The sequence below is a fragment of the Ruegeria sp. F11 genome (assembly GCF_056533855.1).
This window is the reverse complement of sequence record NZ_JBQFOW010000002.1, coordinates 171709-186884: the sequence shown is the minus strand read 5'-3', so window position 1 is coordinate 186884 and position 15176 is coordinate 171709. Positions and strand designations below refer to the sequence as shown.

Annotated in this window: 12 protein-coding genes; 3 read left to right on the top strand and 9 right to left on the bottom strand. The window is 64.0% G+C overall.

What is annotated here, in order from left to right; all coding sequences use genetic code 11:
• Positions 1–99: 99 nt before the first annotated feature.
• From ACR0NJ_RS03450 to ACR0NJ_RS03425, 6 genes are all read right to left on the bottom strand, one after another.
• Entirely contained in the window at positions 100–1329 is a 1230-nt protein-coding gene (locus tag ACR0NJ_RS03450) for a DNA recombination protein RmuC (protein ID WP_480815733.1), read from the bottom strand.
• A gap of 57 nt (positions 1330–1386) precedes the next feature.
• Positions 1387–3243, bottom strand: a complete 1857-nt coding sequence (mutL, locus tag ACR0NJ_RS03445) for a DNA mismatch repair endonuclease MutL (protein WP_480815732.1) — start codon at positions 3241–3243, stop codon at positions 1387–1389.
• A 280-nt stretch (positions 3244–3523) separates the two neighbouring features.
• Positions 3524–4453, bottom strand: a complete 930-nt coding sequence (locus ACR0NJ_RS03440; RefSeq protein ID WP_480815731.1) for a metal ABC transporter permease — start codon at positions 4451–4453, stop codon at positions 3524–3526.
• Positions 4450–5655, bottom strand: a complete 1206-nt coding sequence (locus tag ACR0NJ_RS03435) for a metal ABC transporter permease (protein ID WP_480815730.1) — start codon at positions 5653–5655, stop codon at positions 4450–4452. Before ACR0NJ_RS03435 ends, ACR0NJ_RS03440 begins: the two co-directional genes overlap by 4 nt.
• Before the next feature lie 3 nt (positions 5656–5658).
• Positions 5659–6462 carry a metal ABC transporter ATP-binding protein gene (locus tag ACR0NJ_RS03430; RefSeq protein ID WP_480815729.1) on the bottom strand — a complete coding sequence of 268 codons (804 nt, stop codon included), beginning with the start codon at positions 6460–6462 and terminating at the stop codon, positions 5659–5661.
• Positions 6463–6465: 3 nt separating this feature from the next.
• Positions 6466–7419 carry a metal ABC transporter solute-binding protein, Zn/Mn family gene (locus ACR0NJ_RS03425; protein ID WP_480815728.1) on the bottom strand — a complete coding sequence of 318 codons (954 nt, stop codon included), beginning with the start codon at positions 7417–7419 and terminating at the stop codon, positions 6466–6468.
• Between the two features lie 201 nt (positions 7420–7620).
• On the opposite strand from ACR0NJ_RS03425, the gene deoC reads away from it, so the two are divergent.
• The 3 genes from deoC (at position 7621) to ACR0NJ_RS03410 (ending at position 11862) form a co-directional block, all read left to right on the top strand.
• Positions 7621–8619, top strand: coding sequence for a deoxyribose-phosphate aldolase (gene deoC / locus ACR0NJ_RS03420; RefSeq protein ID WP_480815727.1), 999 nt, complete (start codon positions 7621–7623; stop codon positions 8617–8619).
• A 74-nt stretch (positions 8620–8693) separates the two neighbouring features.
• On the top strand, positions 8694–11027 hold the full coding sequence (locus tag ACR0NJ_RS03415) for an aldehyde dehydrogenase family protein (RefSeq protein ID WP_480815726.1): 2334 nt from the start codon (positions 8694–8696) through the stop codon (positions 11025–11027).
• A 22-nt stretch (positions 11028–11049) separates the two neighbouring features.
• Complete coding sequence (locus ACR0NJ_RS03410) at positions 11050–11862, top strand: SDR family oxidoreductase (protein WP_480815725.1); 813 nt, start codon at positions 11050–11052, stop codon at positions 11860–11862.
• Positions 11863–11886: 24 nt separating this feature from the next.
• Here ACR0NJ_RS03410 and ACR0NJ_RS03405 read toward each other — a convergent pair whose 3' ends face one another.
• From ACR0NJ_RS03405 to ACR0NJ_RS03395, 3 genes are all read right to left on the bottom strand, one after another.
• On the bottom strand, positions 11887–13197 hold the full coding sequence (locus ACR0NJ_RS03405) for a M16 family metallopeptidase (protein ID WP_480815724.1): 1311 nt from the start codon (positions 13195–13197) through the stop codon (positions 11887–11889).
• The gene (locus ACR0NJ_RS03400) at positions 13194–14534 is read right to left on the bottom strand and encodes a M16 family metallopeptidase (RefSeq protein WP_480815723.1); all 1341 of its coding nucleotides are present in this window, start codon (positions 14532–14534) and stop codon (positions 13194–13196) included. The genes ACR0NJ_RS03405 and ACR0NJ_RS03400 overlap by 4 nt, the downstream gene beginning before the upstream one ends.
• An 81-nt stretch (positions 14535–14615) precedes the next feature.
• Positions 14616–15131: a DUF3035 domain-containing protein gene (locus ACR0NJ_RS03395; protein ID WP_480815722.1), complete on the bottom strand. Its 516-nt coding sequence runs from the start codon at positions 15129–15131 to the stop codon at positions 14616–14618.
• Positions 15132–15176 lie beyond the last annotated feature (45 nt).

Genomic DNA, 15176 nt, shown 5'->3' with positions numbered 1-15176 from the left:
TATAGCGTTTTACGTTTTGCCTGAGGCCGTTCTATCGAAATGCGCATTCGACCGAAGGGAGCGTCAGCGTATTTCGATTCAAATCAAACGCCAAGCGCTCTAGCCCTCGGATTTCCCTAGCGGCACCACGTTGTCGTGATCTTCCGGGGTCAGTTCTTCGAAATCGAAATTGTCCAGCCGCTGTGCCCGGCGCCCGGCCTTTTCGGCGCTGATCTTGATCTCGGAAATATCCTTGGCCGCCTGTCCGAAATGCCGGTCCAAGTTGGACACACGGTCGCCCAACCGGTCCACATCCTTGTGCAGCATCCCCAATTCCTTGCGGATCGCGCCCGCCTGTTCCCGCATCCGCGCGTCCTTCAGGATCGCGCGCATCGTGTTCAGCGTCGCCATGCAAGTCGTAGGAGACACGATCCAGACCCGCGCCGCGAACCCTTCGCGCACGACATCCGGTAAGCGCGCGTGCAACTCGGCATAGATCGCCTCGGACGGGACGAACATCAGCGCGCCATCGGCGGTTTCGCCATCAAGGATGTATTTCTCGGATATCGCCTTGATATGCACTTTCACCGCTGCCCCAAAGGCGCGTAGGCATTTGTCGACCTCTTCGCGGGTTTGGGCCGCGGCCAGCGCCTCAAAATCCTCCAGCGGGAATTTGGCGTCGATGACGATGGGCCCGGGCGGGTTGGGCAGGTGGATCAGGCAATCGGCGCGCTTACCGTTCGACAAGGTCGCCTGCAGCGAATAGCTGTCGGCAGGCAGCGCTTTGGACACGATATCGTTCAGCTGAATCTCACCAAACATGCCGCGCCGCTGCTTGTTCGACAGGATATCCTGCAGCGATAACACATCGCCCGACAGTTTGGTGATGTTGTCCTGCGCCTTGTCGATCGCGGCCAGACGCTCTTGCAATTGCGTCAGCGAGGTCGCGGTCTGTTTTGACGAACCGTGCAGGGTTTCCTTCATCCTCTCCTGCATCTCAGCCAAAGCGCGCGCCGATTTCATCGCGTTGTCCGCCAGCCGGTCGTTCATCTGTTGCTGGACCGAGGACAGGCGGGATTCCACCGTCTGGATCACCTGCACCTGCGCATTGGCCTGCGTGTCCGAAACGTGTTGCAACCCGCCCCGCAACTGCTCCTGACCCTGCCCCAACTGCTGCACATGCTGACCCAGATGGGCCATCTGCCGGGCAAGCGGCTCTGCCATCCGGGCCGAACGATTGGCCGCACGCAAGGATAGAAACAGCAGCAGCAGGATCAGCGCCACCACCCCGCCCGCAATCACGATCACCGGGTCGTTCAATGCGATTTCAGTGCCTGCAATCTGAATCATGGAAACCTTTATGTTCTCGTTTTGTTTCTATCTTCTTAATGCCAGCCCGAAACCAAATCAACTGCGCCCGAATAGACGTTCGATATCGGCCAGCTTGAGCTCCACATAGGTCGGCCGCCCATGGTTGCACTGACCGGAATGGGGTGTCGCCTCCATCTCGCGCAGCAGGGCGTTCATTTCTTCGGCCCGCATCCGTCGGCCCGACCGGACCGAGCCATGGCAGGCCACGCGGGACAGGATCGCCTCGATCCGCGCCTGAACGGTCTGGCTTTCGCCCTGATCCGCCAGCTCGTCGAGGATATCGAGGATCATCGCACGGGCATCAACCTCGCCCAGAATGGCCGGGGTTTCGCGCACGGCGATGGCTCCGCCGCCGAAAGGTTCCAGCGTCAGACCGAGGCGCGACAGATCGTCGGCAACGGCCATCAGACGGGCACAATCGCCCTCGGACAGCTCGACGATTTCCGGGATCAACAGCGCCTGCGCCGCGACGCCATTCTCGGCCATCTGGGTTTTCAGCTTTTCATAGACCAACCGCTCATGCGCAGCGTGCTGGTCAACGATGACCATGCCATCAGCGGTCTGGGCGATGATGTAATTCTCATGCACCTGCCCGCGCGCCGCGCCCAAGGGCAGATCGTCCGCCGGAGGCTCGGCGACGGGTACGGGGTCTGGCGCGGGTTCGACAATGCGGCCACTGTAATCCTGCGACAGTTCGGCAAAGCCCGGGGACTGCGCCCGGTATGCCGCCTGCCGTGCGGCGGGTGAGGGCCGGTCCATCTGATAGACCCGGGCGGGTGCTGGCCGCGCCGGTTCAGGCCGCATCGCTCCCAAGGTCGCATTGGCAACGGTTGAAGATGCCCGGTGCCCGGCCTCGGCCAACGCATGCCGCAGGGCCGATACGATCAGGCCCCGAGCAATGCCGGAATCGCGGAACCGGACCTCGGATTTCGCGGGATGGACGTTCACATCCACCAGCGTCGGGTCGCAGTCGATAAACAACGCCGCCGCTGGATGGCGGTCGCGGCTGAGGAAATCGAAATAGGCCGCCCGCAGCGCGCCGGTCAGCATCTTGTCTCGCACCGGGCGGCCGTTGACGAACAGGTATTGCGCCACCGCAGCGCCCCGCGAATAGGTCGGCAGGGCGGCGTAGCCATACAGCCGGATGCCGTCGCGGGTGGCGTCGATGCGCAGGGCGTTCTCGGCGAACTCGCGCCCGATCACGCGGGCAAGGCGGGCATGCAGGGCATCGAACAGGTCGCCGTTCTCGCGGTCGGCGCGGAAGGTCACGCGCCCCTCGCCCCCGCCCGACACATCGCGCAGGGTGAAGGTGATCGCAGGTTCCGCCATCGCCAACCGCTTGACCGTGTCCGAGATCGCCTGCGCCTCGGCCCGGTCGGTGCGCATGAATTTCAGCCGGGCGGGCGTGGCATAGAACAGATCGCGCAGTTCGACCACCGTGCCGGACCGCAGCGCGGCGGGTTTCACCGCCTCCATCTGCCCGCCTGCCACGCGGACCTGCGCGGCCTCACCCCCCGGCACCCGGCTTGTGATGGTCAGGCGGCCCACGGCACCGAGCGAGGGCAGCGCCTCACCCCGGAAGCCGAAGGTGTGGATGTTCAGCAGATCAGAGCCGTCGATCTTGGAGGTCGCATGGCGCGACAGGGCCAGCGGCAGGTCTTCGGCGGCGATCCCACAGCCATCGTCGGTCACGCGAATAAGGGTCTTGCCGCCATCGGCGATGTCGATGGCAATGCGCGTGGCCCCTGCATCTATGGCATTCTCGACCAGTTCCTTAACCGCCGAGGCGGGGCGCTCGACCACCTCACCCGCCGCAATCCGGTTGATCGCCGCGTCGTCGAGTTGCCGGATCACCGGTCGAATGTCGCTGATATTGGGGTTTGTCTGCGCCATACCGCTAGACCTAGCACAGTCGCGCACGATTCTGCCACAGGTTTGAGAGGGCTGAATTGGGGATGAGGGGGCGTCCGAACAGTCGTGGCAGGTCGCTACTATCAGTTCCCGCAGAATCACGACTGTCCGGACAAGCCGAAGTGAGTGGTGGTATTTCAGCTGTTAACGAATAATCATGTAGCACGGGTTCATATTAAAATCCCGTTAAGAAATCCGACTATTCGATCTGAGCAGAGTTTGGCCGATGCCGCCGCAGAGCGCTTGGCGGGAACATGCTGCATCACGCAGACGTGTTTGCGCCCACCCGCGTCCGGCAGGGGCCAAACACCGCCGCCAGCGCAAGGATCAGCCCCGACATCGTGGCAATCATTCCGGCGGCGCTGACCGCGTCCGCCCCGCCCAGCCACAACGGCCCGTAGCCCGCCAGCACATAGCCCGACACGGCAGAAGTGGTGGCAAAGACCACGCTCCAGGCGATCTGCGCCTCCAGCCGGTTGGTCATCATCCGCGCGGCAGCGGGCGGGCAGATGAACATGGCGATGACGATGATCGAGCCGACGGCGTCAAAAGCAGCCACCGCAGCGATCGCGGCGGTGAGGATCAACGCCAGACCCAGCGGGCCGGTGCGGATGCCGATGGTGCGGGCGAAACCTTCGTCGAAGGTGGAAATCTTCAAAGGCCGCCAGAACAGCCAGGTGAACAGGATCACGCCCACCAGCGTCAGCGCGATACGCGGCAACTCGGGCGGCAATCCGGCCAGCGCCTGCAGATCCAGCACCGAGGCCCAGCCGGTCGCATCCAGCCAGATCAGACTCTCCAGATTGCCATACAGCGCGTGTTCTACGTCCAGATGCACGGTCGATGTATCGGTCTGCTCCAGCAGCAGCACGCCGCCTGCGAACATGGTGGTGAACACGACCCCCATCGCCGCGCCGGGCTCGATGCGGCCCAGCCGCCGGATTGCGTCGATCATCACCACGGCGACCACGGCAGCGCCCGCCGCGCCCAGCATCATGGGCCAGGTCGAGATCGCTCCGGTCAGCAGAAAGGCCACCACGATGCCCGGCAGCACCACATGGCTGATCGCGTCACCGATCAGCGCCTGTTTGCGCAGCACCAGAAAGTTGCCCGGCAGCGCGCAGGCAATCGCCGCGAAGGTGCCAATCAGCAGCGGCGTCAGCGACAGGTGGACGAATTCTTCACCACTCATGGCAGAACCCCTTGCGGGCCGCCGATGCGGCGGTCGATTTCGGCAATCTGGTCGCGGGTCAGCACGGTCTCGATATCGCGCAGCCCGTCATAGAGCGCGGCGGTCGCCTCATGCGCCTGATCGGCGCGGACGATGTCCCAGCGTTTCTCATCCCGCAGGGCCTTGGCGGCGCGGGCCTTGCCCGCCTCGGTCGCCACGCCATCGGCGCGGGCCAGCCCGGCGCGGCGCAACAGGCGGATGGTGAGCGGTTCATAGATCGTCTGCCCCTGCGCCAGCGCCAGCAGCCCCTGCCGGATATGCACCCGGCGCTGAAACCGCAGGTGGCGTAGCACGGCGGCCAGCACGCCGCGTACAGGCGCCAACAGCAGCGACAACGCAAAGAAGCCAAAGCTGACCAGCACGATGATCGGCCCCGTGGGCAGGTTCGGGGCCGAGGCCGACAGCGCGGCCCCCAGATACCCGGCCAGACCGCCCGCCAGACCGGCCAGCAGCACCACCCGGTCCGAGCGTTCGGTCCAGAAGCGCGCAGTCACGGGCGGGATGATCAGCAGCGCGACGATCAGGATCAGGCCAACGATCTTGAGGCCCACCACCGTCACCGCCATGACCAGCCCCATCATCGCCAGGTCGATCCGGTGCACCGGAAGCCCCCGGGCGGCGGCATATTCGGGGTCGAACGCCACCAGCGTCATCGGGCGGCGCAGGATCATCACCAGCGCCAGCGTCGCCGCCCCTCCGATGGCGATGACCAGCGCGTCGGCCCACAGCATCCCGGCGGTCGAGCCCAGCAGAAACCCTTCGAGCCCCGCCTGACGGCCCACGCCCATGGTCTGAATGATCGTCAGCAATACGATGCCGAAGCCGAAGAATACCGACAGGACCGCTCCGATCGCGGCATCCTCGGCCAGACGGGTGCGGCGGGTCAGCCAGTTCAGGCACAGCAGCCCGACCCATGCGGACAGCGCAGACCCCGCCAGCAGGCCCGGCAGGTTGCGTCCGTCTCCGCCCAACGCGACCAGCGCCATGAAGGCCAGACAGACCCCCGGCAGGGTCGCGTGGCTGATCGCGTCGCTGACCAGCGCGCGTTTGCGCAGAAACAGGAACGTGCCGGTCACCCCGGCAGAGACGCCCAGCAGGCCCGCACCGATGGCGACCAGCGTGGCGTTATAGCCAAGCTGAAGGGTCAGCGCGTCCCACAGCATGCCCTAGCCCAGCGCGCGCGAAATCTGGTCGATCTGCGCGGTGGCCAGACGGCCCCCATACGCGGCTTGCAGGGTCTCGGCGGTGAAGGCCTCGGCCACGGGGCCTTCGGCCACCTTGCGGGTGTTGATCAGGAACACATGGTCGAAATAATCGGTCACCGTGGCCAGATCGTGATGCACCACGACAACGGTCTTGCCCGCCTCTTTCAGCGACTTCAGCACCGCGATGATGGCCTTTTCGGTCGCGGCATCGACCCCTGCAAAGGGTTCGTCCAGCAGATACAGATCAGCCCCCTGCGCCAACGCCCGGGCCAGAAACACCCGCTGTTGCTGGCCGCCGGACAACTGCCCGATCTGGCGGTCGGCGAAATCATGCATTCCGACGCGGTTCAAACAATCCATCGCCCGCGCCATGTGCCGGGCACGAACGCGGCCCAGCAGACCCAGCTCGCGCGACAGGCCCATCAGCACCACGTCGATCACGCGGGTCGGGAAATCCCAATCCACACTGGCGCGCTGCGGCACATAGGCGATGCGGGCGCGTTGCTGCCCGAGCGGCTTGCCATCAACCGTCACCTGCCCGGACAGAGGTTTGACGATCCCCAGCGCCGCTTTCAGCAGCGTCGACTTGCCCGCGCCGTTGGGGCCGATGATCGCGGTCATCGCGCCGGACTGCACGGTCATGTCAACCGAGAACACCGCCGGTTTCTGCCCGTAGGAAACAGTCAGGCCGCGAATGGCCAGCGGGCTGGTTTCAACGCCCTGCCCCGCGACCGCGATACCCTGATCCGATGCCAGTTCCAGCATGGCTTAAAACCCCGCCGCCAGTTTGCCGTCCATGCCGCCGCCCGGCGCATCCGCGCCCAGCGCAGCCGCAATCACGGTGATATTGTGGTCCAGCATCCCGATATAGGTGCCCTCATACGTGCCGGGCTCGCCCATCGCGTCCGAGAACAGCTCACCGCCGACGCGGACCTTGTGGCCCTTGGCCGCGGCCCCTTCGATCAGCGCGCGGATGGAGCGATCAGAGACCGAGCTTTCCACAAACACAGCCGAGACCTGACGGTCCACCAGCAGATCGACCAGTTCGCCGATCCGGTTCAGACCGGCCTCGGACTGGGTCGAGATGCCCTGAATGCCCAGAACCTCGAACCCGTAGCTGTCGCCGAAATAGCCGAACGCATCATGCGCCGTGATCAGTACCCGGGCCTTGTCGGGCACTGCGCCCAGCGTCCGCTGTGCATAGGCCGACAACCGGTCGAGATCGGCCAGATGCGCCTGCGCGTTGGCGGCAAAGCTGTCGGCGGCCTCGGGGCGCGCCTCGGTCAGCGCGGTTTGCACCTCGATCACCACATCGCGCCACAGATCAGGCGTCATCCACAGATGCGGGTCGTATTTGTCGGCGTAATCGTCATGGGCCCGCAACTTGCCGGGATCTACACCCTCAGCCACGGCCACCACGGCGCGTTTGCGACCTAGGTCATGGAAGAACCCCTCCATCTGCGCCTCAAGATACAGGCCATGCCACAGCACCAGATCGGCGCGGGTCATCGCCACGATGTCGCTGCGGGTCTGGCGATAGGCGTGGGGATCGACGCCGGGGCCCATCAGGCCTTTGACCTCAACCAGATCGCCGCCGACCTGACGGGCCGCATCGGCAATCATGCCGGTGGTGGCGACCACTTTCAGCGGCGCCTCGGCCCACGCGGCGGCGGGCAAGGTTACAGCAAAGGCCAAAGCCGCAAGGAAACTGCGACGAATCATGTTCAACCCCAAGTCATGTGATGTGGTAAGACTGAATATGCGAACCATTCGCAACTAAGTCAATGCTATTGAGAATTATTCGCAATAAATCGCCTATTTTTGTCCATTTGGTCAAAAAATATGCCCGTCGGTGGTGCCCTGTGTCTTCCATTCCACGGCGTGTCATGCGATTTTGGCGCAAACCTCCCAAAGGATGTGAAGATGGAAACGCAGAGCTCAGAAAGCCCCGTGCGCACCGCGCATCTGCCCCAAGTGACCGAGCCCCGCAATCCGGGCATGGCGCTGGATCTGGACTGGGTGCGCGCCGTGCAGGCCAACACCTCGGCCATTGAACGCCGCGCGGCGACCCTGCCGGGGCGGCGGTCGGTGAAGAAAGATTATCAGGCGGCGTGGCTGCTCAAGGCGATTACGATGATCGACCTGACCACGCTGGCGGGCGATGACACGGTGGGCCGCGTGCGGCGGCTTTGCGCCAAGGCGCGCCAACCGGTCGCGCCCGCGCTGTTACAGGCGATAGACATGCCGCCGATCACCACCGGCGCAGTCTGCGTCTATCACGACATGATCGAACCCGCCGTTGCGGCGCTGAAGGGCACCGGCATTCCGGTGGCCGCCGTCTCCACCGGCTTCCCGGCGGGCCTGTCGCCCTTCCATCTGCGCGTGGCCGAGATCGAGGAAAGCGTGAAAGCCGGGGCCGAGGAGATCGACATCGTGATCTCGCGCCGCCATGTGCTGTCGGGCGATTGGCAGGCTTTGTATGATGAGATGAAAGCCTTCCGTACCGCCTGCGGCGATGCCCATGTAAAGGCCATTCTGGCGACCGGAGAGCTGGGCAGCCTGCGCAACGTCGCCCGCGCCTCGGTCGTGTGCATGATGGCGGGGGCGGATTTCATCAAGACCTCGACCGGCAAGGAAAGTGTGAACGCGACGCTGCCGGTGTCGTTGGTGATGATCCGGGCGATCCGCGATTATTATGACCGCACCGGGTACCGCGTGGGGTACAAGCCCGCAGGCGGGATTTCGAAAGCCAAGGACGCGCTGGTTTATCTGTCGCTGATCAAGGACGAGTTGGGCGACCGTTGGCTGGAACCGGACCTGTTCCGGTTCGGCGCGTCATCTCTGCTGGGCGATATCGAGCGGCAGTTGGAACATTATGTCACCGGGGCTTACTCGGCTGGGTACAGGCATTCTATGGGGTGAGGCGCGCCCGGAAATCGCTCTGGTAGAGCGATTTCAGCGCCGAACGGGCGAAGCTCCGGGAAAAGGACAAAACAATGACAGTCAAAGAAATCTTCGACACCATGGATTACGGCCCCGCCCCCGAAAGCGCCGCCGAGGCGCTGGCTTGGCTGGTCGATCAGGGCGACCGGTTCGGGCATTACATCGACGGGGCCTTCACCAAGCCCGGCAAGGGCTTTGACAGCCGAAACCCGGCAACGGGCGAGGTTCTGGCCACGCTTACTCAGGCCACGCAGGCTGATGTGGATGCCGCCGTGGCCGCCGCGCGCAAGGCGCAGCCGAAATGGGCCGGACTGGGCGGCGCGGGCCGGGCGCGGTTTCTTTATGCGCTGGCGCGGCTGCTGCAGAAACACGCGCGGTTGTTCGCGGTGCTGGAAAGCCTGGATAATGGTAAGCCGATCCGTGAGGCGCGGGATATCGATATCCCTCTGGTCCAGCGGCATTTCTACTATCACGCGGGCATGGCGCAACTGATGGAGAGCGAGCTGCCCGATGCCGAACCTCTGGGCGTGTGCGGCCAGATCATCCCGTGGAACTTCCCGCTGCTGATGCTGGCGTGGAAGGTTGCGCCTGCGCTGGCGATGGGCAACACGGTGGTTCTGAAACCGGCTGAATATACCTCGCTGACTGCCCTGTTGTTCGCCGATATCTGCACACAGGCCGGGCTGCCCAAAGGCGTGGTCAATATCGTCACGGGCGACGGCGCAGTCGGCGAGATGATCGTGGCCTCGGATGTGGACAAGATCGCCTTTACCGGCTCGACCTCGGTGGGGCGGCGTATCCGCGAGGCGACCGCCGGATCAGGCAAGGCGCTGACGCTGGAACTGGGCGGCAAGTCGGCCTACGTGGTGTTTGACGATGCCGATATCGACTCGGCCATCGAAGGGCTGGTCGATGCGATCTGGTTCAATCAGGGGCAGGTCTGCTGCGCGGGCTCGCGCCTGCTGGTGCAGGAGGGCATTGCCGAGCGGTTCTATGACAAGCTGCGCGCGCGGATGGACAAGCTGCGGGTGGGCGATCCGCTGGACAAATGCATCGACGTGGGTGCGGTGGTGGACCCGATCCAGTTGCAGGCGATCACGCAGATGGTTGACGGCAACACCGTGGGCCAGATGCACCGCGCGGCCTGTGACATGCCCGAGAACGGGTGTTTCTATCCTCCGACGCTGATCACCGGGCTCGAGACCTCGGACCCGCTGATGCAGGAGGAGATCTTTGGCCCGGTGCTGGTGTCCTCGACCTTCCGCACCCCAGCTGAGGCGGTGGAACTGGCCAACAACACCCGCTATGGGCTGGCCGCGACGGTCTGGACCGAGAACGTGAATCTGGCGCTGGACATCGCACCCAAGCTGGTTGCGGGTGTGGTCTGGGTCAATGCCACCAACCTGTTCGACGCTGCTGCCGGGTTTGGCGGCGTGCGCGAAAGCGGCTTTGGCCGCGAGGGTGGTTGGGAAGGGCTGGCCGCCTATACCCGGCCCAAGGGCAAGGCCAAAGCTTTGACCAAGGTCGAGGCGGCGATGGGTCAGGGGGCCTCGGTTGATCCCATCGACCGGACCGCCAAGATGTATGTCGGCGGCAAGCAGGCGCGGCCCGATGGTGGCTATTCGAAACCTGTCTGGGGCAAGTCGGGCCTGCTGGGTCATGTCGGGCTGGCCAACCGCAAGGACGTGCGCAACGCGGTCGAGGCCGCGGCGGGCGCAAAAGGCTGGTCCAAGACCACCGGCCATCTGCGGGCGCAGATTCTGTATTACATCGGCGAAAACGTCTCGGCCCGCGCGGGTGAGTTCGCGGCGCGCATCGACGCCATGACCGGCAAGAAGGGCGGCGCGCAAGAGGTCGAGGCCGCGATCCAGCGTCTGTTCACCGCTGCCGCATGGGCCGACAAGTATGATGGTCAGGTGCATGGCGTTCCGATCCGGGGCGTGGCGCTTGCGATGAAGGAACCGGTGGGCGTGATCGGTGCGCTTTGCGCCGATGAAGCGCCGCTGCTGGGTCTGGTTTCGGTCCTCGCCCCGGCGATTGCGATGGGCAATCGGGTGGTGTTGGCGGCAAGTGAGCCTTACCCGCTGGCGGCGACCGATTTCTATCAGATTCTCGACACCTCGGACGTGCCCGCGGGCGTGGTGAACGTCCTCACCGGCAGCCATGCGGAACTGGCCGGGCCGCTGGCTTCGCATCTGAATGTGGATGCGGTCTGGTCCTTCTCGTCCACCGATCTGTCGGCGCAGATCGAAAAGGCGTCCGCCGGGAACCTCAAGCGCACATGGGTCAATAACGCGACGGCATTCGACTGGACCGTGGACCATTCGCGCCGCTTCCTGCAGGCTGCGACCGAAGTGAAGAACATCTGGGTGCCCTACGGCGAGTAGGGCTCCCGTCAGGGAGGCCCATATGGATTTTTCAGGACAGACCGTCATCGTCATCGGCGGCACCAGCGGTATCAACCGGGGCATTGCCGAGGCCTTTGCCGCCGCAGGCGCGAAGCTGGCCGTGGCCAGCCGGTCGCAGGAGAAGGTGGACGATACTGTTGCCGCGTTGAAAGCAGCAGGTGCGCCAGAGGCCATGGGGGCGGCGTTTGACGTGCGCGACTCCGAGGCCGTGGTCGCTGGCCTGAAACAGTTCCATGAAGCGTTTGGCAACTTCGACGTGCTGGTGTCTGGTGCGGCGGGAAATTTCCCGGCGCTGGCGGCCGAGATGTCGGTCAATGCGTTCAAGACCGTGGTGGACATCGATCTGATGGGCACCGTGCATGTCCTGAAAGGGGCGTATCCCTACCTGAAACGGCCCGGAGCCAGCATCATAAACATCTCGGCCCCGCAGGCTTTTTTACCATATGAAGGTCAGGCCCATGTCTGCGCCGCTAAGGCGGGGGTTGATCAGATCACCCGGACGCTGTCGATGGAATGGGGGGTCGAAGGCATCCGCGTGAACTCAGTCGTGCCCGGTTTCATCGAAGGGACCGAGGGCGCGCGGCGGCTGGCCCCAACCGAAAACGCCCAAGAGGAACTGCGCCGCGATGTGCCCTTGGGGCGTTGGGGCACCGCGAGGGACGTGGCCAATGCCTGCCTGTTCCTTTGCTCGGACATGGCCAGCTATATCAGCGGCACGGTGCTGTCGGTGGATGGCGCGCTGTATCAGCGCGGGTCCGGCAAGTTCGGGCAGATGATGGGGCAGATGCTGCGCGACGCATCGAAAAAGGGCTGAGCAGCGCGCTCAGCCCCTGATCGTTCAGTTTGTGGCTTCCAGCCCAACCGGCTTGCCAACAACGGTGAAATGCAGCCCGTCCGGGTCCAGCAATTCGCTGGCCACGCGGTTAACCTCGTCCAGCGTCACGGCGTTGACCTGATCGTTGCGGGTGGCGATGTAGTCGATGGGCAGGTCCTCCATCTGCATGCCGACCATGATCCCGGCGATCTGGCCGTTGCCATCGAAGCGCAGCGGATAAGCCCCGGTCAGATAGGTCTTGGCATCATCCATTTCCTTCTGTGTGACGCCCTCGGCGGCGGCGCGGGCCCATTCGTCGCGGATGACAGAGACCGCATCGGCGATCCGGTCATTGGCCGAAGACACCGAACCCAGATAGACCGAGGCCAGATCCTTGGGCACAAGGAAGGTTGACACGCCATAGGTCAGGCCGCGTTTTTCGCGCACTTCCTGCATCAGGCGGCTTTCGAACCCACCGCCGCCCAGGATGTGATTCAGGATGAAGGCGGCGAAGAAATCCGGATCGTCGCGGTCAATCCCGGCCTGCCCGAACAGAGCCACGGATTGCGGCGTGTCGAATTCAACAATGCTGACGCCGCCGGGGATGGTCACATCGGCGCGATCCGGGATCGGCTTGCCTGCCTCGGGCAGATCGGCCAGCAGCGTGTCCAGCAACGCGCCCAGTTCTTCCGGCGTGATGTCACCCACTGCCCCGACATAAAGACGGTCGCGGGCAAACACGCTGTCATAGGCTTCGACCACATCGTCGCGCGTCAGGGCCGAGACGCTTTCGATCGTGCCTTTCCCCTCGGACCCGTAGGGATGATCGCCATAGGCCATCGCCGCGAAACTTTGACCGGCAATGTCGTTGGGATCGGTCTGGTCGGAGCGCAGCCCCGACAGAACCTGCGCCTTGACCCGGTCGACCGCATCCTGATCAAAGCGCGGCTCGTGGATCGTGGTGCGCAGCAGGTCGATCACCTCATCCCGGTTCTCGGTCAGAAACCGCGCCGAGATCGACACGGTATCATCCGACGCGCGATAGCTGAACGAGGCCGCGAGCGATTCCAATTCGCGCGCATAGGTGCGGGCATCCATGTCGCCCGCGCCTTCTTCGATCAGGCCGCTCATCAGGTTGACTGCGCCGCGTTTGTCCGGGTCATCCAGCGAAGTGCCGCCGCGAAAGCGCAGCTCTAGCGCGGTGAAGGGGATCGAGTGATCCTCGACCAGCCAGGCGGTGATACCACCGGGCGAGGTGACCTCTTCAATCTTGATCTCGGCCCAAGCGGGTATCGCGATAACGAAAGCAATGAACGTTGCGAAAATTCGGGTCATTGCGTCACCTCATCGTCGCGCATCAGCCAGCCGGTCACGGATGTCTCGGGTTGCAGCACTTCGCGGGCGGCGGCGATGATCTCATCCCCGGTCACGGCCTGCAGGATGTCGGGCCAGGCCTGCACATCCTCGACCGTCAGCCCGCTGGTCAGGGCGCGGCCATAGCGGTTGCCGATCCCGTCCACATTGTCACGGGCATAGGTCTGCGAGGCACGCAATTGCATCTTGATCCGGTCGAGGTCTTCTTCGTTCACCCCTTCCACGATGAAATCGGCCACAGCCTTATCCATCGCATCTTCGGCCTCTTGCAACGAGACACCTTCGGCAGGCACCACGATCAGGTCAAAGGTTGTGTCATCCAGCGAAACGCCCCGGTAGAAGGCACCGGCATAGACCGCTTTCTGCGCCTCGAACTGCAGCTTTTCGTTCAGGTATGAGGTCGTGCCCCCGCCCAGAAGCTCGGCCAGCAGGTACAAAGCGGCGGCCTTTTCCTGCGCGCCTGCATCGCGTTCCGGCGCCAGATAGCTGCGTTGCACATAGGGCTGCGCCACGCGCGGGTCCTTGTAGGTCAGGCGGCGCTCGGCGGTTTGCGGCGGCTCTTGCGAACGGACGCGTTCGGGCAGGTCGGGATTGGCGGGGATCACACCGTAGTACTGATCGGCCAGCGCGCGGACCTCATCCGGATCGACATCACCGGTCACCACCAGAATGGCGTTATTGGGGGAGTAGTGGATTTCGTAGAAGGACAGCGCGTCCTCCATGTCCAGCGTCTCCATCTCGTGTTTCCAGCCGATAATGGGCACGCCGTAGCGATGATTCAGGTATTGCGCCGCATTCATCTGCTCGCCGAACAGGGCGCGGGGGTTGTTTTCGGTGCGCTGGTTGCGTTCTTCCAGGATCACGTCGCGCTCGGTGGCAATGTCCTCTTCAGTCAGCCGCAGGTTGCGCATCCGGTCCGCTTCCATCTGCATCATCAGTTCGAGCCGGTCAGCCGCAACGCGCTGGAAATAGGCGGTGTAGTCGTACGAGGTAAAGGCGTTGTCATTGCCGCCATTGGCGGCGACGGTGGCCGAGAACTCACCCGGGGCCAGCGTATCGGTGCCCTTGAACAGCAGATGTTCGAGGAAATGCGCCACGCCGGACGACCCAACAGGTTCGTCCGCCGATCCGGCGCGGTACCAGACCATATGCTGCACGACCGGGGCGCGGTGATCCTCGATCACCACAACGTCCATGCCGTTATCCAGCGTAAAGGTTGTGACCGCTTCCTTGCCATCCTCGGCAAAAACCGGGGTGGCGGCGATCAGGGCGGCAGACAATGCCAAAGCCCGAACCATGGGGCATCCTCCGTTTCGTTTCAGACCTTCAAACTACGGTGGTGCCCGCCGGGATCAAGAGAGATGACGGAAAGTTAAGAATTATTCATCGGGCGGAGAGGACGGTGTTTCCACACCGGCACGGCGGGCATTCTCGGTTTCTGCGTAGGGGTCGATGGACTGACGTTCATAGACCTGTTCATACCGGTCGACCGGGAACAGGCGCAGTCCGGTCCAGCGGCCACGGCGCTTGCGGAAAGCATCGTCATCGGCCTGCACGACCGCGCGCGTGTCTGCAGGCACGCCATAACGGCTTGAGGCGGTGACAAGCGCCGCGTCAGACGATGGAATCGCGGTGTTGGGGTTCAGCGCCCCCTCGTTCCCACCCAGCGCGACCACGGCATCGGCTTTGGGATTCGGGTCGGTCAGGTTGCTGCCACCCGGCGTTGGTGCGGGCAGGAATGCGTAATCCTGCGGCTGCGTCAGCGGCTTGACCGGCAGCACCGAAAACTCATCGGGTCCCGCGCCCGGAGGGTCGAAATCGCGCAGGCCGGGATTGCTGCACGCCGCGACGGCAGCAGCAGCTGTCAGAACAAATATGGCACGCGGCATCCGCATTATCGTCTCCAGCCAGTTTGAAGCGCTTTTATCGCATATCATCCG